At 34.8% G+C, this 21,797-nt stretch carries 20 protein-coding genes; 4 read left to right on the top strand and 16 right to left on the bottom strand.

Annotated features, from left to right (window positions below; all coding sequences use genetic code 11):
• Positions 1 to 31 precede the first annotated feature (31 nt).
• Positions 32 to 1,207 carry a 2-isopropylmalate synthase gene (locus FUA22_RS01170; RefSeq protein WP_147765759.1) on the top strand — a complete coding sequence of 392 codons (1,176 nt, stop codon included), beginning with the start codon at positions 32 to 34 and terminating at the stop codon, positions 1,205 to 1,207.
• A gap of 20 nt (positions 1,208 to 1,227) precedes the next feature.
• Positions 1,228 to 2,340 (top strand): 3-isopropylmalate dehydrogenase, encoded by a 1,113-nt coding sequence (gene leuB / locus FUA22_RS01165; protein ID WP_147765757.1) that lies wholly within the window; start codon positions 1,228 to 1,230, stop codon positions 2,338 to 2,340.
• Positions 2,341 to 2,519: 179 nt separating this feature from the next.
• Here leuB and FUA22_RS01160 read toward each other — a convergent pair whose 3' ends face one another.
• On the bottom strand, positions 2,520 to 4,625 hold the full coding sequence (locus tag FUA22_RS01160) for a xanthine dehydrogenase family protein molybdopterin-binding subunit (RefSeq protein ID WP_147765755.1): 2,106 nt from the start codon (positions 4,623 to 4,625) through the stop codon (positions 2,520 to 2,522).
• Positions 4,622 to 5,101 carry a (2Fe-2S)-binding protein gene (locus tag FUA22_RS01155; protein ID WP_147765753.1) on the bottom strand — a complete coding sequence of 160 codons (480 nt, stop codon included), beginning with the start codon at positions 5,099 to 5,101 and terminating at the stop codon, positions 4,622 to 4,624. Before FUA22_RS01155 ends, FUA22_RS01160 begins: the two co-directional genes overlap by 4 nt.
• A 380-nt stretch (positions 5,102 to 5,481) precedes the next feature.
• Here FUA22_RS01155 and FUA22_RS01150 point away from each other — a divergent pair, with 380 nt between their 5' ends.
• Together FUA22_RS01150 and FUA22_RS01145 are read left to right on the top strand one after the other, a co-directional pair.
• Complete coding sequence (locus FUA22_RS01150; protein ID WP_147765751.1) at positions 5,482 to 6,444, top strand: SDR family oxidoreductase; 963 nt, start codon at positions 5,482 to 5,484, stop codon at positions 6,442 to 6,444.
• A gap of 82 nt (positions 6,445 to 6,526) precedes the next feature.
• A complete protein-coding gene (locus FUA22_RS01145) occupies positions 6,527 to 7,486 on the top strand; it encodes an SDR family oxidoreductase (RefSeq protein WP_147765749.1) in 960 nt (319 codons plus the stop codon).
• A gap of 72 nt (positions 7,487 to 7,558) precedes the next feature.
• Here the strand turns inward: FUA22_RS01145 and FUA22_RS01140 are convergent, their stop codons facing one another.
• From FUA22_RS01140 to FUA22_RS01075, 14 genes are all read right to left on the bottom strand, one after another.
• Positions 7,559 to 8,947, bottom strand: coding sequence for an NAD(P)(+) transhydrogenase (Re/Si-specific) subunit beta (locus tag FUA22_RS01140; protein WP_147765747.1), 1,389 nt, complete (start codon positions 8,945 to 8,947; stop codon positions 7,559 to 7,561).
• Complete coding sequence (locus tag FUA22_RS01135; protein ID WP_147765745.1) at positions 8,947 to 9,255, bottom strand: NAD(P) transhydrogenase subunit alpha; 309 nt, start codon at positions 9,253 to 9,255, stop codon at positions 8,947 to 8,949. Before FUA22_RS01135 ends, FUA22_RS01140 begins: the two co-directional genes overlap by 1 nt.
• Before the next feature lie 6 nt (positions 9,256 to 9,261).
• On the bottom strand, positions 9,262 to 10,362 hold the full coding sequence (locus FUA22_RS01130; RefSeq protein ID WP_147765743.1) for a Re/Si-specific NAD(P)(+) transhydrogenase subunit alpha: 1,101 nt from the start codon (positions 10,360 to 10,362) through the stop codon (positions 9,262 to 9,264).
• 140 nt (positions 10,363 to 10,502) lie between these two features.
• Positions 10,503 to 11,777 (bottom strand): argininosuccinate lyase, encoded by a 1,275-nt coding sequence (argH, locus tag FUA22_RS01125; RefSeq protein WP_147765740.1) that lies wholly within the window; start codon positions 11,775 to 11,777, stop codon positions 10,503 to 10,505.
• Between the two features lie 108 nt (positions 11,778 to 11,885).
• On the bottom strand, positions 11,886 to 12,950 hold the full coding sequence (locus FUA22_RS01120; RefSeq protein WP_394344019.1) for a M20 family metallo-hydrolase: 1,065 nt from the start codon (positions 12,948 to 12,950) through the stop codon (positions 11,886 to 11,888).
• Between the two features lie 2 nt (positions 12,951 to 12,952).
• Positions 12,953 to 13,735: an acetylglutamate kinase gene (argB, locus tag FUA22_RS01115; RefSeq protein ID WP_147765736.1), complete on the bottom strand. Its 783-nt coding sequence runs from the start codon at positions 13,733 to 13,735 to the stop codon at positions 12,953 to 12,955.
• The gene (locus tag FUA22_RS01110; protein ID WP_147765734.1) at positions 13,728 to 14,666 is read right to left on the bottom strand and encodes an N-acetylornithine carbamoyltransferase; all 939 of its coding nucleotides are present in this window, start codon (positions 14,664 to 14,666) and stop codon (positions 13,728 to 13,730) included. The genes argB and FUA22_RS01110 overlap by 8 nt, the downstream gene beginning before the upstream one ends.
• A 7-nt stretch (positions 14,667 to 14,673) precedes the next feature.
• A complete protein-coding gene (proB, locus tag FUA22_RS01105) occupies positions 14,674 to 15,438 on the bottom strand; it encodes a glutamate 5-kinase (RefSeq protein WP_147765732.1) in 765 nt (254 codons plus the stop codon).
• A 1-nt stretch (position 15,439) separates the two neighbouring features.
• The gene (locus FUA22_RS01100; protein ID WP_147765730.1) at positions 15,440 to 16,633 is read right to left on the bottom strand and encodes a glutamate-5-semialdehyde dehydrogenase; all 1,194 of its coding nucleotides are present in this window, start codon (positions 16,631 to 16,633) and stop codon (positions 15,440 to 15,442) included.
• Positions 16,634 to 16,637: 4 nt separating this feature from the next.
• A complete protein-coding gene (locus tag FUA22_RS01095; protein WP_147765728.1) occupies positions 16,638 to 17,786 on the bottom strand; it encodes an aspartate aminotransferase family protein in 1,149 nt (382 codons plus the stop codon).
• A gap of 2 nt (positions 17,787 to 17,788) precedes the next feature.
• A complete protein-coding gene (gene proC / locus FUA22_RS01090) occupies positions 17,789 to 18,583 on the bottom strand; it encodes a pyrroline-5-carboxylate reductase (RefSeq protein WP_147765726.1) in 795 nt (264 codons plus the stop codon).
• Positions 18,584 to 18,595: 12 nt separating this feature from the next.
• Positions 18,596 to 19,573 (bottom strand): N-acetyl-gamma-glutamyl-phosphate reductase, encoded by a 978-nt coding sequence (argC, locus tag FUA22_RS01085; RefSeq protein ID WP_147765725.1) that lies wholly within the window; start codon positions 19,571 to 19,573, stop codon positions 18,596 to 18,598.
• 3 nt (positions 19,574 to 19,576) lie between these two features.
• The gene (locus FUA22_RS01080) at positions 19,577 to 20,752 is read right to left on the bottom strand and encodes an argininosuccinate synthase (RefSeq protein WP_147765723.1); all 1,176 of its coding nucleotides are present in this window, start codon (positions 20,750 to 20,752) and stop codon (positions 19,577 to 19,579) included.
• Between the two features lie 4 nt (positions 20,753 to 20,756).
• Positions 20,757 to 21,377, bottom strand: coding sequence for a GNAT family N-acetyltransferase (locus tag FUA22_RS01075; RefSeq protein WP_147765721.1), 621 nt, complete (start codon positions 21,375 to 21,377; stop codon positions 20,757 to 20,759).
• Positions 21,378 to 21,797 lie beyond the last annotated feature (420 nt).

The following is a 21,797-nucleotide window of genomic DNA, read 5'->3' as shown; positions in this document are numbered from 1 at the left end:
CGTAAAAGAATAAGAAAATATATTTTAATAAATGTCTGATAATAAGGTACAAATTTTTGACACTACCCTACGCGATGGTGAGCAAGTTCCTGGTTGTAAACTAAATACTGAACAGAAATTAGTTATAGCAGAACAGCTTGATCTATTAGGTGTAGATATTATTGAAGCAGGGTTTCCCGTCTCTAGTCCAGGCGACTTCAAATCGGTTGAAGCCATTTCAAAAATTGTAAAAAATGCAACAGTTTGTGGGCTAACCCGCTCTGTTGAAAACGATATAAAAGTTGCTGCCGAAGCATTAAAATATGCTAAAACTCCAAGAATACATACAGGTATTGGAACTTCAGAATCTCATATAAAATTTAAATTTAAATCTACTCAAGAAGATATTATAGAACGTGCTGTTAAAGCAGTAAGTTATGCTAAGTCTTTTGTTGAAGATGTTGAGTTTTATGCTGAAGACGCTGGTAGAACAGATAACGAATATTTAGCTAGAGTTTGTGAAGCTGTTATTAAAGCTGGGGCAACTGTATTAAACATTCCTGATACAACAGGATACTGTTTGCCACATGAGTATGGTGCTAAAATTAAATACCTAAAAGAAAATGTAAAAGGGATTGATAAAGCTATTTTATCATGTCACTGTCATAATGATTTAGGTTTGGCAACAGCTAATTCTATTGAAGGTGTTATTAACGGTGCGCGTCAAATTGAGTGTACTATTAACGGTATTGGTGAGCGCGCAGGAAATACTGCTTTAGAAGAAGTAGTTATGATTTTAAGACAACACCCATATCTTAATATTGATACAGCTATTAACTCTGAAATGCTTTATGGAATTAGCCAATTAGTGTCTGATAGCATGGGTATTTACACGCAACCTAACAAAGCTATAGTTGGTGCAAACGCATTTGCTCACAGTTCTGGAATTCATCAAGATGGTGTAATTAAAAATCGTGAAACATACGAAATTATAGATCCAAAAGATGTTGGTGTAACAGAATCTGCTATTGTATTAACTGCCAGAAGTGGTAGAGCTGCATTAGCGTACAGAGCTAAAAATGTTGGTTACGAATTAACCAAGCTTCAGTTAGACGAAATTTACACCAAATTCTTAGAATTTGCAGATAAGAAAAAAGAAGTTGATGATAATGATATTCATCAAATAGTGGAGTCGAGTTCGGTTTACAACGAAATCACTTCAGCTTAAATATAATTTTCTAAAGGGGGATGAAATTAAATATTGCTGTTTTACCTGGCGATGGTATTGGACCAGAAGTTACCGCTCAAGCCGTAAAGGTTTTGAAAGCTATTGCTATGGAATACAACCATGTCTTTACCTTCAACAACGCATTAGTTGGAGCTAGCGCTATGGATGCAACAGGCATCCCTTTACCAGAAGAAACCATTAGCATTTGCGATAAAGCAGATGCTATTTTATTTGGCGCCATTGGTCATCCTAAATATGATGACGATCCGTCTGCTACCGTAAGGCCAGAACAAGGGCTTTTAGGACTCAGAAAAACCTTTGATTTATACACCAACATAAGACCTGTAATTGCTTACGAAGATTTACTAAATAAATCTTCACTAAAAATTAAGCAAATAAAAGGCACCAATATTCTTATTTACAGAGAATTGGCAAGTGGTATTTACTTTGGCGAAAAGAATTTTAGCAATGATGAAGCTTCTGATGTTTGTGCTTACAAACGCACCGAAATAGAACGCATTGCGCATTTAGCATTTAAAGCAGCACAGGGTAGAAAACGTAAATTAACTTTGGTAGATAAAGCCAATGTTTTGGCAAGTTCCAGATTGTGGCGTACCGTAGTTAATGAAATAGCTTCAGAATATCCAGATGTAACTTTGGACTGCATGTATATAGATAATGCAGCTATGGAACTCATTATAAACCCATGCCAGTTTGATGTTATTTTAACAGAAAACATGTTTGGTGATATATTATCAGAAGAAGCCAGTGTAATTGTTGGCTCTATTGGCTTACTAGCCTCTGCTTCTATAGGGAATAAACATGCTATGTTTGAGCCAATTCACGGTGCCTACACTAAGGCCACCAATAAAGGTATTGCAAACCCAATAGCCTCTATTTTAAGCGCTGCTATGTTGTTAGACCATTTTGGATTGTATGACGAAGCTGCTTTGATAAGAGAAGGTGTAGATAAATCTTTAAAACTTCATATTACCACACCAGATTTAAACACCAAATATGATAATATTAGCACTAGTAAAGTGGGCGATTTTATTGAAGATTTTATAAATAACCCAGACGAAACAAACTTAAACTTTACTAATATACATTTAGGACAGTCAACAATCATTTAATTATTTGAGTTAGTCACCAAAGTACAATTAAACTACAGACGTCCGTATCAAGAGAGCACTACTAAAGTGCTCTTTTTTTGTTTGGGCGTTACCCACGAGTGACGGCTTTAAATAAAAATCCTTGTCAAAAAATCAATAGTCCATCTTTTTTCAACTAATTTCAAACAGTTCTTTACAAATTATGAAATAGCAGCTAAAATCCTTTCTGGGGTAATCGGCATACGGTTAACTCTCGCACCACAAGCATCATAAACAGCATTTGCAATTGACGCACCCACACATATTATGGCAGGTTCTCCTCCACCCTGAGGTTTAGCATCCATTTTATCTATGAAAACACATTCAATTTTCGGTGTTTTTGAAAAGCGAGTTATTTCATAACGATTAAAATTTGTTGTGTTAATTTTACCTCCATCAAATTCTATTTCTTCATATAAAGCATATCCAATCCCCATAGTAATACCGCCTTCAGTTTGTAATGTAGCTCCATGTGGATTTACTACTTGCCCCATATCCTGGGCACAAACAACTCTAATAGGCTGTACCTCTCCTGTTTCTTTATCAACAAACACTTCAGCAATCATAGCAACTAAAGTACCTGCATCTTGTCCTAACGCAATACCATAACCATATCCAGATGTCTTTTCTTTGTTAAAACCAAATGTTTTTGCAGCAAGCTTTAAGGTTTCTATCATTTCTTTACTTTTCAGATTATTCAACCGAAAAGTTAACGGATTAATCCCTGCTGCATGCGCAACTACATCAATATGAGACTCCCGCGCAAAAGTTGTGGTATTATTTCCAGGAGCTCTCCAAGCACCTGTTCCAAATGAATGAACACCGCCCTGATTGAAAAACCTAATACGTTTATTAGGAATAGTATAAAACAATTCTGTACCTCTTGTTCCTGCACAATAAATATCGAAATCCCAAACTTTTAGTTCCCCTTTACTATCAACTCCACCTGCAACTTTCACAACTGCAGCAGTACGAAAATTATCGTACATAAACTCTTCTTTTCTACTCCATACCAATTGTACAGGTTTACCGCATAATTTAGAAATGGTAGCCGCTTCAACAGATTGTTGACTATTTGATTTCCCACCAAAACCACCTCCTAAAAATATTTGCTTAACATGAACTTTTTCTGCAGGCATTTGTAATGCCCTAGCAACAGAAGACCTGGTACCAAAGGGGCTTTGTGTTGAAGCCCAAATTGTAACTTTATCTCCCTCAAAATAACAGGTTGCTACATGCGTTTCGATTGAGGCGTGAGCTTTATAACCATCATGATAGGTTGCTTCTTTGTAGATTGTTGAATCTTGTTTTCCTAATTCTAAATCTCCTTCTGTTTCAAATATTTTATTTTTGTTAATTGTACTTTCTAAATATTGAAATATACTTTCTTGATTAGTCTTAGCCACAGGGGCATCCCAAGTTACTTGGACACTCTTAGCAGCTTGTTTCGACACTTCCGGATCACTATGTACAACAGCAACAAGATTGCCTTTTTCCACCAACTGAACTCCATCAAAATCAGATAATTTTGATGCATCAACTTTTATTTTTTTGGAACCAAATACTTTTGGTCGAACTACAGTTGCATGTACCATTCCAGGTAAAAGAATATCTCCCGAATATTTTGCTCTTCCTGTGACTTTTGCCTCAGCATCTAAACTTCTAATAGGTTTACCGATTAATTTAAAATCTTTAGCTTTTTTTATTTCAGGTTTATTTGCTAAACTCCTAACAACCTTTTTGCCTTTTGTTAATTCTGCATAGGAAATTTTCTTAAAAGAATCATTCTTAACAGAAATCACACCTTGTTTTACTTGTAAGTCAGTCTTGTTTAATCTAAAATGTTCTGCAGCAAGATCTAATAACACCTCTCGTGCTTCTGCAGCAGCAGCTCTCAACACAGGATCTATGAAACGTGTGGTTAGTGAGCCCCAAGTACCACGATCATAAGGACATAATTCGGTATCTCCCATAATCATATCAATATCATATATTGAAACTTCCAATTCCTCTGCCACTACTTGTGGTAAAGACGTAACAATGCCTTGCCCCATTTCTATTTTACCGGTAAAACAATCTACTCTACCGTCTTCTTTTACACGTAAATACGCATTAAAATCAAGATCTTTAAGTGAGGGGTGATTTTGTGCAAAAAGAGAACTAAATGACATTTCACCCAAACAAAACACAACTACTACACCTCCACCTAAGTTTTTTAAAAACCTTCTTCTACTATATAATTCCTCTTTATTAATAGCTGTTCTCATAATTTCACTTTTTTAGGGATCTCATTACTTGTTGTTTCGATAGCATCTACTATACGATTGTATGCACCGCATCTGCATAAATTAGATTCCATTGCCTCTATTATTTCTTCACGACTAGGATTTAAACTTTGCAATAGCAATCCATAGGCATTCATAATCATTCCAGAAGTGCAAAAACCACATTGTAAAGCATCGTGTGAAATAAATACTTCTTGTAGCACGTGTAACTTCCCTTCTGAACTTAACCCTTCTATAGAAATGATTTCTTTTCCTTCTATATCCTCTGCAAGTATCATACAAGAACGCACAGCCTCGTTATCCATAATTACCGTACACGCACCACATTCTCCAATTCCACAACCATATTTGGTTCCTGTTTGCTCTAGATATATCCGAATTATTGTTAGTAAAGACTCTTCGCCTTTCACTTTTAGGGATACTGGCTTGCCATTTAAAGTAAAACTAATCTGTTTCATCCTTATTATTTTATTATTAGATTCAATTCGCTGGTTTACAATTTCATAAGACCAAATAACGCATTTAAGAAGTACGTTTTTCAATTACAAAAAACCCTATTAAATTTATGAAATAATTGTCAGATTCCATAAGATTTTAAACGGTTTAATTCTTCATATTTTGAGCTATAATATTATTGTAAATCTGGTATGTGATTATGTTTTTAAAATAGGTTGTAAAAGTGAAAATTTTGGTTGTTTGTTCTGACTTTACATTACATGTCATTACTTGATTCTTACTATGGGAATACCACAGTTATCTATAAGGCAAATAATCGCATCGCAATTCATTAGTAATATTCTTCTTATCTTTAATAGCTAACATATAAAATTAACTAACCATGAAATTACTAAGTCGTAACGTTTACGTTTTCTTTTTTCTTTCTATAACCGTAATACTAGGTACTCAAGCCCAAGAATCCAACACAAAACAGAAAGCTGTTTTGGTAACTGGAGCTAGTAGTGGTATTGGATTGAAAATTACAGAAGACCTTTCAGCTAAGGGTTATTTTGTTTATGCCGGAGCACGAAAACAAGCCGATTTAAATAGGCTTAATGCCATGGAAAATGTGCAATCTATAAAACTAGATGTAACCAAATGGGATGATATTAATGCTGCGGTAGAAACAATAATAAAGGAAGGCCGTGGACTTTATGGACTAGTTAATAATGCCGGGGTAGCTATATTTACGCCATTAATTGAAGTTGAAGAAGATGACTTAGACTTTATTTTTGATGTTAATATTTATGGGCCTTACAGAGTAACAAAAGCCTTTGCTCCCATGATTATTGAATCTAAAGGGCGTATAACAACCGTAAGTTCTATTTCGGGTGTTTTGTCGGGGCAATTCTTCGGTCCTTATAGTATGAGTAAACACGCCATGGAAGCTTATACGGATGCTTTAGCGGTAGAAATGAAAAAATTTGATGTTCATGTAAGCGCCATTGAACCGGGTAATTACAATTCTAAAATTGTAGAATCATTAATTAAAAGAATGGAGTCAAATGATATCAGTTTTACGAACTCCTTGTACAAAACTGAATTTGAAAACCTTATTAATGGTTATGGGGCAGACAGAAGTCGTTTTAAAGACCCAAGCGAAGTATCTGATGCTGTAGAAAAAGCATTGTTCTCAGACAGCCCAAAACGTAGATATATGGTAGTACCTAATGAAAGTGAGGGTAATTGGACTATAACTCAAATTCTACGTGAAATGGTGCAGCTTAATGAAAATCAAGCTTATAAATATGATAGAGAAGCCTTAATTGAAATACTAGATAAAGTTCTAGCTGAAACTGAATAGTCTAAGCCATTTAGTGTTCTTTTTTCTATTTTATATTACTTATTTATTATAAAACTTATTAACTCAAAACCAATTAATAATTATGAAATCCTATAGTCGAAATGCATATATTTCCCTTTTTATTTGCCTATTAACTGTTTTTTTAATTCAAGCTCAAGAATCAGACACCAAACAAAAAGCGGTTTTAGTAACCGGTGCTAGTAGTGGTATAGGGCTTAAAATAACCGAGCAACTTTCTGATAAAGGTTATTTTGTATATGCTGGGGCGCGGAAACAATCTGATTTAGAAAGATTAAATGCCATGGAAAATGTACAATCTATTAAACTAGATGTAACTAAATGGGACGAGATTAATGCTGCCGTAGAAACAGTAAAAAAAGAAGGCCGTGGACTTTACGGATTGGTAAATAATGCCGGTGTTGGTATATGGGGAGCCCTAACCGAAGTAGAGGAAGATGACCTAGAATTTATTTTCGATGTAAATGTGTATGGCCCATATAGAATAACAAAAGCATTTGCCCCATTAATTATGGAGTCTAAGGGACGCATCACAACAATTGGCTCTATATCAGGTATTTTAGCCGGTCGTTTTTACGGACCATACAGCATGACTAAACACGCCATGGAGGCTTATGCTGATGCCTTAGCAGTAGAGATGCAAAAGTTTGACGTTCATGTTAGCATAGTTGAACCTGGTGGTTACAATTCTAAAATTGTGGAATCACTAATTAAAAGAATGAATTCCAATAAAAAAGCCTTTGATAATTCATTGTATAAAGAAGAATATGATAAACTAATAGCTTCTAAAGGAGATAGAAGCAATCTTAAAGAGCCTACTGAAGTAGCTGAAGCAGTTGAAAAAGCACTCTTTTCAGATAATCCAACACGCCGTTATATGATTGTACCCAATGAGAATCAAGGCAATGCTACAATAACACAGATTATGCGAGAAATGGTTCAGCTTAATGAAAATCAAGCTTATAAATACGATAGAGGTGCCTTAATTGAAATATTAGATAAAGTTTTGGCTGAGGCTGAATAAAACAGTAATCATTTTGCAATAAAAAAAGCCCTTCTACAGCTGTAGAAAGGCTTTTTTTATATTCTTAGTACCTTACATATTCTTCAATTCCGACACCAAATCGGTCAATACCTTTTTAGCATCACCAAATAACATAGCCGTTTTAGCATTGTAGAACAACTCATTATCAATACCTGCATAACCTACATTCATACTACGTTTGTTAACTACAATATGTTTAGCATTTTCAACATCAAGAATTGGCATCCCGTAAATTGGACTAGAAGGATCATTATGCGCCGCAGGGTTTACTACGTCATTCGCTCCAACCACTAGTACCACATCTGTATTATTAAACTGTGGATTAATGTCATCCATTTCTACTAACATATCATACTCTACATTAGATTCTGCTAACAACACATTCATATGCCCAGGCATACGTCCTGCCACCGGGTGGACAGCATATTTCACATTCACACCTTTGCTTGTTAACAATTCCTCTAGCTCATGAATAACATGTTGTGCTTGAGCTACTGCTAATCCATATCCAGGAACAATAATTACATTGGTAGCGTAATTCATCATGATGGCCGTATCACTAGCTGTAGTACTCTTTATAGAACCCATTGCCTTATTAGCACTCTCTGGACCACCTGTAGCCGTAAACGACCCAAAGATTACAGAAACCAAGGTTCTATTCATAGCAACACACATAGCTATTGTTAAAATAATACCAGCAGATCCTACTAAGATACCACCAACTAACATAACCATATTGTCATATAATACACCTGTAATAGCTGCCGCAATACCAGTTAAAGAATTTAACAACGATATCACAACCGGCATATCTGCTCCCCCAATAGGCATTACAAATAAAACTCCGTAAACCAACCCACCAGCCACTAAGGCATACAATAAAATACTACTATCAATTCCTGTAGCAACCAAGTAAGCTGCTAAAGCAACCACACCAATAATAAAAATGTTATTAACGATGTTGTACTGTGGAATCTTGATAACACTTTTTACAGAACCGTTTAACTTTCCGTAAGCCATTAAACTACCTGAAAAGGTAATAGCTCCTATAATAATAGCTGCTAAAATAGTTGCAACAATAGATGCACTAGTGGCAGAAATATCGGCATTTCCAAATTCAACAATCCCAATTAATGCAGCACTTGCACCTCCAAACCCGTTAAAAAGGGATACTAACTCAGGCATTTTGGTCATTTCGACCTTAATAGCTATTAACCATCCAATAATGGACCCCACTAAAATGGCAACTCCTATTAACACGTATATGATGGTTGGTACTTCTAAATCATGAATAAAAATAGTTCCAACAATGGCTAAACCCATTCCGCTAGCAGCAATTAAATTTCCAGATTTAGCAGTATCCGGGTGACCTAGTTTTTTTAAACCAACAATAAATGTTACTGTAGCTATTAGATATATAATACTTAATGTTACACTCATTATTTCTTCTTTTTAAACATTTCTAACATTCTGTTGGTCACGGCAAATCCGCCAACAACATTTAAAATTCCTAATACTACTGCTACAAACCCAAGGGCTAAAGCCAGATAATCTGTAGGATCTGAATGCAACATCACTAAAATAGCACCAACTATTACCACGCCACTTAAGGCATTAGCACCAGACATTAATGGCGTATGCAATACAGCTGGAATACTTTTAATAAGCTCTACGCCAACAAATATTGCTAAAATAATAATGTATACAATTTGCAAATTATTACTAATAAATTCTATTAATTCTTCCATGGTTGGTTAATTTTTACGTTGAACACCGTCTTTAACAATAAGAGTTTCATCTGTTATTTCATCTTCTAAATCCCATTCAAAATTTTGGTCTTTTGTTAGATGCTTAATGAAGTTATAAATATTTTTCGCATATAAATCACTAGCATTGGTTGACACACTTTCTGGAGCAACCGTTGTTCCAATAACTTTTACGCCTTTAATCTTAACCGTTTCATTTAGTTTACTTACTTCACAATTACCCCCTTGGGCTGCAGCTAAATCTATTATAACCGCCCCATTCTTCATTTGTTTCACTTGGTCTTTTGTAATTAAAGTAGGTGCTTTTTTTCCAGGGACCATAGCTGTAGTAATAACCAAATCTGCTTGAAACAAAGATTTATTTACAGCTTCCTTTTGTCTTTTTTGATAATCTTCTGAAGCCTCTTTAGCATAACCGCCTTCAGATTCTTCTCCGCTGTTTTCAACTGAAATAAATTTAGCACCTAAAGATTCTGCTTGTTCTTTGGTTTCGGTTCTAATATCTGTAGCTTCTACAACAGCTCCTAATCTTTTTGCAGTGGCAATGGCCTGTAAACCAGCAACACCCACACCATAAATAAGTACTTTTGAAGGCGTAATAGTTCCCGCAGCAGTCATCATTAATGGAAATATTTTAGTCATTTCATATGCTCCCAAAATCACTGCTTTATACCCAGCTAAATTGTTTTGAGAACTCAACACATCCATATCCTGAGCTCTAGAAATACGAGGCATTGCATCCATAGAGAATGCTGTGGCTCCCGTCTCCGCGATAGCTTTTATTAATTCTGGATTGGATTTATGATATAATTGACTAATTAAAACATGATCTTTCTTAACCTGTTTTAAATCATTTTTATCAAAAGGATTTATTTTAACAAGTACTTGAGCAGATTTAAACACACCTTCTCTGGAAGTGATTGTAGCCCCTAAAGCTTCATATTCTGCATCTTCAGATAATGACTTCACTCCGGCACCTTCCTCAACAAACACTTCAAAACCTTTTTTCACCAATTTCTTGGTGATAAAAGGAGATATTGAGACTCGCTTGTCTCCTTTTGTTGATTCTTTTAGTATTCCTATTTTCATATTATTGTAGTTAGTTTATAATTTGTAAAAATAAAATCCTTCCTAAGGAAATAATAACAATTAGACTTGACATGAACTATACCTCTTCTAAAAATCCTTCTATAATTTTCAAAATCAACACAACAAAAACTATACAAGTTTTACTTTGGAAATTTAGCTCTAATTTTATCTAAGCTTAAATTATGAATACTTCCAACATGCATATGCTGTTTTGATGTATCTGGAATATAACTTCCATCTTGCACTTGCCCTCCTATTTTTTGATAAGCTTCTCTAAAACTTTGTCCTTCTACAACCAACGTATTAATATTATCTACTGTAAACAAGTATTTATACTTATCGTCATTCAAATCAATATCCTTTACAATTATTTGTTGAATGGCGTAATTAAAAATATCAAGTATATCTTTCAGGTCTTCAAAAGCAGAAATCATATTTTCCTTTAATAATTGAAAATCTCTATGATATCCGCTTGGCAAATTATTGGTGATTAACACCATTTCACTTTGAAGTGCCTGAATCTTATTACTCTTTCCTCTAATCAATTCAAACACATCAGGATTCTTTTTATGTGGCATAATACTACTACCTGTCGTTAACTCATCTGGGAAAGTTACAAAGCCGAAATTCTGGCTCATATACAAACATACGTCCATAGCAAATCTAGAAAGTGTATTAGCCAAACTTCCCAGTGCAGCTGATATAGTTCGTTCGTTTTTCCCTCTACCCATTTGAGCAGCTACCACGTTATATTTTAAGGTTGCAAAGTTCATTTCTTTAGTGGTCAATTCTCTATCTATTGGGAAAGAACTTCCATAACCCGCCGCAGATCCAAGTGGATTTTGATCTACCGTTTTTAAAGCGGCATTCAATAAATAAACATCATCAATCATTAATTCAGCATAAGCCGAAAACCATAACCCAAACGATGATGGCATTGCAACTTGTAAATGTGTATAACCTGGCAATAATTTATCCTTATACGTTTCTGCCAATTCTAAAAGTGTATCAAACAATGACTTTGTTTTAGATTGAATTAACTGGATGTTTTCTTTATAATAAAGGTTACAAGCCACTAGAACTTGATCATTTCTCGAGCGCGCAGTATGTATCTTTTTACCAACTTCTCCTAAAGATTTTGTTAGTTCAAACTCAATTTTTGAATGTACATCTTCAAACTGCTTATCAATCTCAAAAGTACCATCTTCAATCTGAGATGCTAACACCTCTAAACCTCCTAACAATTGTTCTAATTCTTCTACCGACAAAATCCCGATGCTTTGTAGCATTTTTGCATGGGCCTTTGATGCAATGACGTCATACTTTGCAATATGAATATCAATCTCTCGGTCATTCCCAACCGTAAACTGTTCTATTTTATTATCTATTGATATTCCTTTATCCCAGAGTTTCATATGCTTATATTTTTTTACTACTATGTTCTATGTTTGTCTATGGGTTCCAACTTAGACCAAAAATAATTCTGAAAAGAACGAATAAGTACAAATTATCACCCTATTCATCTAAATTATTACCCGATTTAACAATTCAACATAGATTTTTATACCTTCTTCTATTTCGTTTAAATAAATAAATTCGTCTGCTGAATGCGAACGCGTACTGTCTCCAGGCCCTAGTTTTAAACTTGGACAAGACAATACTGCTTGATCTGATAGTGTTGGTGACCCATAAGTAGTTCTTCCCATAGCAATACCTGCTTTTACTAAATCATGATCTACTGGAATACAAGATGAATTTAATCTTAAACTACGTGGTGTAATACTAGTTACAGGCGCTTCTTTTTCTAAAATATCTGCTACCTCTTTATTGCTGTAAGCATCGTTCACTCTAACATCAATCACCAAACTCAAATCCGCAGGAATCGCGTTATGTTGCTTTCCAGCACTAATCTGACTCACAGTTAATTTTACATCACCTAAAGCTTCTGAACCTTTTTCAAACTTAAAATCTTTGAACCATTTTAAGGTTTCAATAGATTTGTAAATAACATTGTCATCATTAGGATGCGCTGCGTGACTTGGTGTTCCCGTTAAAACTGCATCAAATACCACCAATCCCTTTTCGGCAATTGCCAAATTCATTTGGGTTGGTTCTCCAACTATAGCTACATCTATCTTAGGGATAACAGACAGCATACTATTCAATCCGTTAGGACCACTGCTTTCTTCTTCTGCAGAAGCTACAATTATAAGATTGTATTTTAAATTTTCATGATTGTAATAATGAGTAAACGCAGCTATTAATGACACTAAACAACCTCCTGCATCATTACTTCCTAAACCGTATAATTTTCCATCTTCTACAATGGCGCTAAAAGGGTCTTTAGTGTATGCAGAGTTTGGTTTTACTGTATCATGGTGGGAGTTTAACAACAAGGTTGGTTTACCTTCATCAAAATGCTTATTGACTGCCCAAACGTTATTTTGAGTTCTTTGATATTTAATCTCATATTTTTGAAACCAAATTTCAATAAGTGATGCAGTTTTATCTTCTTCCGAAGAAAACGACTGCGTTACAATGAGTTGCTTTAAAAGCGCTATAGCATCCTGAGTTAAATCTTGAATCATCATTACAGCGTTATGGTTGTAAAATTATCATTTTCTTGGGTCAACATAGAGGTATTTCCCATATTAATTTTGCTTACACCATTATTTAAAGCATCAAAACAATTTTCTAACTTAGGTAGCATACCATCTGCAATAATACCTTTCTCTAATAATTCGGTATATAATTTTGAATCGATATGTTTAATTACCGAATTTTTATCATTAATGTCTTCTAAAACACCATTCAATTCAAAGCAATAATAAATGGATGTCTCATAAACTTCACTCATACCAACCGCCACTTGAGATGTGATAGTATCTGCATTAGTGTTTAGCAATTGTCCGTTACCATCATGTGTGATAGCACAAAATACAGGCGTAAAATCTGCTTGAATTAATTTATCAATGGAATTATGAGCAACCGCCTTAACATCTCCTACAAAACCAAAATCTATCTCCTTTACGGGCCTTTTATCAGAAGTAATACTATTCACATCTGCTCCTGTTAGTCCTATAGCATCAATGCTTAGGGCTTGTAATTTGGCAACAATATTCTTGTTTACCAGTCCTCCATAAACCATGGTAATCACTTCTAAAGTATCAGCATCTGTGATGCGTCTGCCATTAACCATTTTAGATTCTATTCCTAATTTGGCAGCAACACCGGTAGCTCGTTTTCCACCACCGTGTACCAAAATCTTTTTGCCTTCTAATTTTGAAAACAATTGTAAAAAGGCATCTAAAGCATTGGAGTCTTCAATGATGTTACCACCTATTTTTACTATGGATAGTTTTTCTTTAGCCATTTTCTAAAATCTTTTTAAGCACCAATTGAGCGGCATACGTTCTGTTATTGGCTTGCTCTATTACAATAGAACTATCACAATCTAAAACCGCATCTTCAACTACTACATTACGTCTTACAGGCAAACAGTGCATAAACTTAGCATTGCCTATTTTATCCTTTGTTATCATCCAATCAGGATCCTTTTTTACTACTTTTCCGTAGTCTTCATAAGAACTCCAGTTTTTTGTATAAATGAAATCAGCATCCATAAAAGCTTCTTCTTGATTATGATATATAGGTGTATCTCCTGTAATCTCAGGATTTAAATCATACCCTTCAGGGTTTGCTATTACAAACTCCACATCCATTTTTTGCATAGCCTGGGTAAAACTATTGGCAACTGCATGTGGTAATGCTTTAATATGCGGTGCCCAACTTAAAACCACTTTTGGTTTTGATACCTTCTTATATTCTGAAATAGTTAAAGCATCAGTTAACCCTTGTAATGGGTGCCCAGTAGCACTTTCCATATTTACAATTGGTACAGAAGCATATTTCATAAAGGCATTCATAACTTGTTCGCTTTCATCTTTCTTTTTATCGGTCAACGACGGAAACGCTCTCACCGCAATAACATCGCAATACTGAGATACCACAGCAGCAGCTTCTTTAATATGTTCTGCAGTATTAGCATTCATCACAGTACCATCTTCAAATTCTAATCCCCAAGCATCACCTGACACATTCATCACAATTGGATTCATTCCTAAATTCAAAGCTGCTTTTTGTGTACTTAATCGCGTACGCAAACTGGAATTAAAGAATAACAACCCTAAGGTTTTATCTTTTCCAAGTCCAACATTTTGCAACGGATTTGATTTTAATTCTTTCGCTTCTTCAATCCAAGAATCAATGTTATCTATATCATGAATGGATGTGTAATGTTTCATTTTTCAATTATTTTATCTTGGTAAACGGCACTTTATTATTCATGGCATTCAGAATAAAATTATCCTCTAATCCGTTTACAATCCATGTTTCTATATTTGCTTTTTTAGTAACCTCTGCAGCTTCAATTTTACTTTGCATACCTCCACTGCCATGAGAGGATTTTGAGCTTACTACTTCTTCAGCTAACTCTGTAAAATCACTTACCTCCTCAATAGTTTTTGGTTCGCCGTTTTCCATTGAGGTTTTAGTGTAAATACCGTTGGTATTGGTAGCAATGATAAACAAATCGGCATCTAATAACGAAGCTGTTAATGCACCTAATTTGTCATTATCACCAAATTTAATTTCATCGGTTGCAACAGTATCATTTTCATTAATTATCGGGATGTAATTATTATTCACCAAAACATTAATTGTATTAGTGATATTCACTTTACTTTCCTCTTTTTCAAAATCTGAATACGATAATAAACACTGAGAACTCAATAACCCGTATTCCCTAAAAATCTCTTGATAAATTCTAATCAAGTGGGGTTGACCTATAGATGCCAAGGCTTGTTTTACAAAAATTGGTTTACGCTTACTTTCTAATTTAACAAACTGTTTTGCTACAGCAATAGCTCCCGAACTCACGATGATAAACTCACAGGTATCTTGAAGTTTGGCAATTTGATTTGCTATATCTTCAATCTTTCCTCTTGAAATATTATCGGTTTCCTTGGTTAAGGTATTAGACCCTACTTTTAGTAATATGCGCTTTTTCTTTTGCATGTTAACGTATTTGTCCGTTTCCGTGAACGTACCATTTATTGGTCACCAAATGTTGCAGACCAATAGGTCCTCTTTGGTGTAATTTATCTGTACTAATTGCTAACTCGCCACCTAAACCTAATTGTCCTCCGTCTGTAAATCTAGTTGAAGCGTTATGGTAAACCGCTGCCGTATCTACATTTTCCATAAAGGTTTTAGCTTCAGACTCATTAGTTGTGATTATTGATGAAGAATGCCCACCAGAATACTTATTAATCATGGCAATAGTATCTTGATTAGACGCTATTTCTCCAATAAGTATTTTATAATCTAAAAACTCTTCGTACCAAATATCATCAGATGTAATGCTTTCAAGATTATGTGCTTTCGAAATATTAGCATCTCCCAAAACTTCAATTTTAGAAGCTTTTAATTTCGAAATTAAGTCTTGAACAAACCCGTCTTTATTTGGAAGATTTTCATCTATCAAGACTTTATCTACGGCGTTACAAGCTGAAATTTTCGACTTCCCGTTCATAATGACATCTAAAGCAACATCAAAATCAGCTTCTTTGTGTACATACACAAAATTGTTTCCGCGCCCACTAATAATTACAGGGCAAGTTGCATGCTGTTTTACAAAAGCAATTAAGCGTTCACCACCACGAGGTACAATTAAATCGACTCTCTGAGTTGGTTTTTCTAAAAAGGCCTGAGTTTCTGTTCTGTTATATTGTAAATACTCTACCCAATCTGTTGAAGCTCCTTCTTCTTTTAAAGCCTGGTGCCACAACTCAACAATTTTTAAGTTGGAACGCAAAGATTCTTTACCTCCTTTTAATAAAATCTTATTTCCTGATTTAAAGGCAATACCCGCAGCTTCAACGGTTACATCTGGTCTAGATTCATAAATAATCAATACCGTACCAAACGATGCCGTTTTGTTGTAAACCTGCATTCCGTTATCATGCTTAAAACTAAAACGCTCTACACCAACCGGATCTTCCTGTGAAGCCAAGTGTGTTACCGCATTAATCATTTCATCAACTTTGGAATCGTCTACTTTCAAACGGTCATACATAGAAATATCATCACCGTCATATGATTCTAAATCGACCTTATTTATTTCGATTATTGCCTGACGTTCCTGCTCTAATAGCACCGCCATTTTTAGCAATACCGCATTTCTTGTTTCTATGGATAATAATGTGTTCATCTCTCTAGTTAACAGTTTGTTCAACCTCTTTTAAAGCAAGCTTCAATATATCAAAGAATTGGTCCACATGGGCCTTTTCAATATTTAGTGGTGGCAAAATTCTTAACAGTTTTTTATTGGCTGCACCACCTGTAAACACCTTTTGATTATAGATAAGCTCTTTTCTAAGACCTCCTACTTCAAAATCAAATTCAAGTCCAAGCATTAAGCCACGTCCTTTAATTTCTTTAATCTGCGTAATATCTTTAGCCCTTTCAATAAAATAAGCACCAACTTCATTTACATTCTCTAACAAGTTCTCAGATTCAATGGTATTCAATACCGCTAAACCTGCTGCACAGGCTAAATGATTTCCACCAAAAGTGGTTCCTAACATGCCATACTTAGATTCTATATCTGGATGAATTAAAATCCCTCCAATTGGGAATCCGTTACCCATACCTTTGGCCATGGAAATAATATCTGGTGTTACATTGTAATGCTGAAAAGCAAAGAATTTACCAGAACGTGCGTAACCGCATTGAATTTCATCGGCAACAAACATCGTGTTGTTTGCTTTACACAGAGCATCTACTTCCTCGAAGAATTCTGCACTTGCTTCGTCTAATCCACCAATTCCTTGAATGAATTCAACTATAACCGCACAAACATCACCCTTTTCAAGTTCTTGTTTTACACCCTCAACATCATTCAACTCTAAAATAGTCACTTCCTGTTGTGCATTTATTGGCGCCACTATATTAGGATTATCAGTTGCTGCAACAGCTGCTGATGTACGCCCATGAAAACCTTTCTTAAAGGCAACTACTCGCTTTTTTCCCGTTTTAAAGGATGCTAATTTTAATGCATTTTCATTCGCTTCAGCACCAGAATTCACCAGAAACAACTCATAATCTTTACAACCCGAAAGTGCTTCTATTTTATCAGCCAATTCTCGCTGCAATGGGTTCTGAATAGCGTTTGAATAAAAACCTAAAGCATTTACTTGATTGGTAATTGCCTGAACATAATTAGGATGTGCATGCCCAATAGAAATTACGGCATGCCCCCCATACAAGTCTAAATATTCTGTTCCTTTATCATCGTAAACATGAATACCTTTACCTGAAACTGGAGTTACATCATATAATGGATAAACGTCAAATAATGGCATTTTTAACTGTTTTTAATTTGATTAATTTTCTCAAATGAAGCATTGATTCCTTTGATTAATGATGAACTTAATCCTTGGTGTTCCATTTCATTTAAACCTTCAATAGTACAACCACTTGGAGTGGTAACTCTATCAATTTCTGCTTCTGGATGTCTACCAGATTCTTTCAATAAACTAGCAGCGCCGTAACAAGTTTGTAATGCTAACTCATGAGCTTCTTCAGCTTCAAAACCTAATTGTATAGCTCCTTGTGTTGTAGCACGTACCAAACGCATCCAAAAAGCAATACCACTAGCGCAAATTACCGTTGCCGCTTGTATTTGTTCTTCTGGAATAACCATGGTAGTTCCTAATTGATTGAAAATAGTTTTTGCTAATTCAATCTTTTCTTCTCCCACTTCATTTGCCGATAAGCAAGTCATGGATTTACCAATAGAAATAGCCGTATTTGGCATGACACGAATGATATGTTTATCTGCACCAATCACACTTTCAATCTTTGAAATAGCGAATCCTGCAGCAACAGACATCACTAAATGCTTTTTTGTGATAAATGGCGCCACCTCTTTCAATACCTTATCAACATGTCTGGGCTGCAATGCAAAAATTACCAAATCAGAATTTTGTACTGCTTCGGTGTTATAATTAGTAATAGTTACATAATCCTCAACTTCAAAACTCTTTACCGCAGAAGTGTTTTTATCACTTAAATATAAAGAGGTAAAAGACTTATTACCTATTAACCCTTTGGCAATTGAGCTTCCTAAGTTACCGGTTCCTATAATGGCTATTTTCATAATCTTGTAATTTTAAAAGTATGTAGCTTTTAGTTGTAAGCCTGTTGTTTCCTCTAACCCGAACATTAAATTCATATTCTGAACTGCTTGCCCTGAGGCTCCTTTTAATAAATTATCAATAATACTTGTTACCAATAATTTACCTTTATGCTTATGCAAATGAATTAAACATTTGTTGGTGTTAACCGCTTGCTTTAAATGTAAATTATCATCAGACACAAAAGTAAAAGCTGCGTCCTTATAATAAGCTTTATACATGTTTTTTGCTTCATCAACAGACCCTTCAAAATCGGTATAAATTGTCGCGAAAATACCTCTTGAGAAATTCCCTCTATTTGGCATAAACAAAATATCAGAATCAAAGCCATTCTGCAATTGCTTAACCGACTGGTTAATCTCGCCTAAATGCTGATGCGTAAATGGTTTATAATACGAAAAGTTATTATCTCTCCAAGTATAATGTGTGGTTGCCGATAAAGAAGTTCCTGCTCCTGTTGCACCAGTTACGGCATTAATATGAACATCCTGATTCAATAAACCTGCATCGGCCAGCGGCAACAAGCCTAATTGAATGGCTGTTGCAAAACACCCTGGATTTGCTATGTTATTAGCATCCTTAACGGCTTCTCTTTGTAACTCTGGTAATCCGTAAACAAAGGATTTACCCTCAAAAACTTTATCGGCTTCTAGCCTAAAGTCGTTTCCTAAATCAATGATTTTAGTGTTTTCAGAAAAGGTATTCGCCTTTAAAAACTTAACCGAATTTCCATGACCTAAGCACAAGAACAATACGTCAACATTAGGATTCACGGTATCTGTAAAGATTTTATCTAAAGACCCCACCAAATCTTGGTGAACTTTACTAATTTGGTTCCCAGCATTACTGGTACTAAACACAAAATCAATTTCTGCTTCAGGATGAGATATTAATAATCTAATTAACTCACCCGCAGTATAACCTGCTCCTCCTATTATTCCAACCTTAATCATTATCTATGAATTTACGTGTTGATATATTTTGTTTTGGTTTCCAAGAATTTTAATGAATCCTTTAGCATCCTCAGCAGACCACCCTTTATTCTCTTCGCCATAGCTACCAAATTTAGCACTCATTAAATCATGCTCAGAACTAATTCCATCCAAATCAAAATGATAAGGTTTCAAAGTTACCGTAACCTCACCTGTTACCTTATCCTGACTACTTTGTAAAAAGGCTTCCATATCCCTCATTACTGGATCTAAGTATTGCCCTTCATGCAAATGCATACCGTAAAAACTAGCTATATATTCTTTATGTTGTAATTGCCATTTCGTTAAAGTATGCTTCTCTAATAAATGGTGTGCTTTAATTGTTATTAATGCAGCCGCGGCTTCAAAACCTACTCTACCCTTAATACCAACAATGGTGTCACCAACATGAATATCTCTACCAATAGCATAGACAGAGGCTAAATTGTTAAGCACTTCAATATTAATTTCAGGATTATTTTCAATGCCATTAACTGCTACTAATTCCCCTTTACTAAAGGTTAACTTCACCTTTTCATCCTCGGCATGTTTTAACTGTGAAGGATAAGCTTCATCTGGCAAAGGTTTTTCAGAAGATAAAGTTTCTTCACCTCCAACACTAGTTCCCCAAAGGCCTTTATTGATAGAATATTTAGCCTTTTCCCAAGACATATCAATACCATTTTCTTTTAAATAGTCAATTTCTTGCTGTCTGGTTAGTTGTTCGTCTCTAATTGGGGTAATAATTTTAATACCAGGTGCCAAAGTCTGGAAAATCATATCAAATCTTACTTGGTCATTACCAGCTCCAGTACTTCCGTGTGCAATATATTCAGCATCTATACTTTTTGCATACTCCACTATTTCAATGGCCTGAATAATACGCTCTGCACTTACAGATAGAGGATACGTATTATTCTTTAATACATTTCCAAAAATCAAGTACTTCACCACTTTTTGGTAAAAGGTGGCAACTGCATCAATGTTTTTATAAGTAGCAACGCCCATTTTATAAGCATTACTTTCTATATGATTTATCTCTTCTTTTGTAAATCCACCAGTATTTACACTTACTGCATGAACTTCAAATTCTTTTGACAAACTTACTGCACAATACGATGTATCTAAACCGCCACTGTATGCTATTACTAACTTCTTCATTTTATTACTTTTTATCTTTTCTTAAAAACAATGCTTGTTTTATTCTTTTTAATCTTTTAAAAACTTTTTCTTTTACTTGTTTTTTTCCTGCTCCCTCACCTACTTTCAAAGGATCGAACAACATACCTGTACACAAACACATCTTTCTGTTAGTACGAGATAGGACATCATAATTCTTACAAGTTTGACAGCCATCCCAAAAGGTTTGATCATCTGTCAATTCAGAAAACGTAACAGGTTTATACCCTAAATCGCTATTCATTTTCATTACAGGCAATCCAGTGGTTATACTAAAAACTTTAGCATCTGGAAATTTCTTTCTGGAATGAGCAAAAACTTTAAGTTTAATTTTTTTAGCTAAACCTTGCCCTCTGTAATCTGGATGAACAATAAGCCCAGAGTTAGCTACAAATTTACCATGACCCCATTTTTCTATATAGCAAAAGCCAGCAAATTTATCATCATCTAAAGCAATAACAGCATTGCCATTCTCCATCTTGGATGCAATATACTCTGGTGACCTTTTTGCTATTCCAGTTCCTCTAACTGAGGCAGATTCTGCAATAGTCTCGCAAATGTCTTTGGCGTATTTTATATGTGTTTTATCGGCTATTACAACCTTCATCTTTTTCTCTCTAATTGAATATCTGTGATTTTAATTTTGCTTTGGAAGCTGAATTGGACGCGCCTAATTCAAAAATATCATACATACCCTTACGGGCGACGCGGGAAAAAGCGACGTACAAAGTTATTGTTAATTGTCATGGAATTAACTCTGTTTTGAAATGCTATGAAAAATATTTTGGACACTTTTGAAAAAATTTAAAATTACGTTTTTGGGTTCACTAATAAATATATTAGAAGCGGCGGCGACAGCGCACGGGCAAACCGGGTGTAGTACAACGTATTTTGTTTTTTAAATTTTCCATGGTGTAAAACTATAAATTTATTTTGAAACAGTACTTACTCAAATATCAATTTTTAATAAAATTAAAGATAATACGATAATTAGGCTATTTAATTTTCAATATTGCAGCGTTTGTTA

Source organism: Seonamhaeicola maritimus (assembly GCF_008056315.1).
Taxonomy (GTDB): domain Bacteria; phylum Bacteroidota; class Bacteroidia; order Flavobacteriales; family Flavobacteriaceae; genus Seonamhaeicola; species Seonamhaeicola maritimus.
This window is presented reverse-complemented; position numbering and strand designations above follow the sequence as displayed.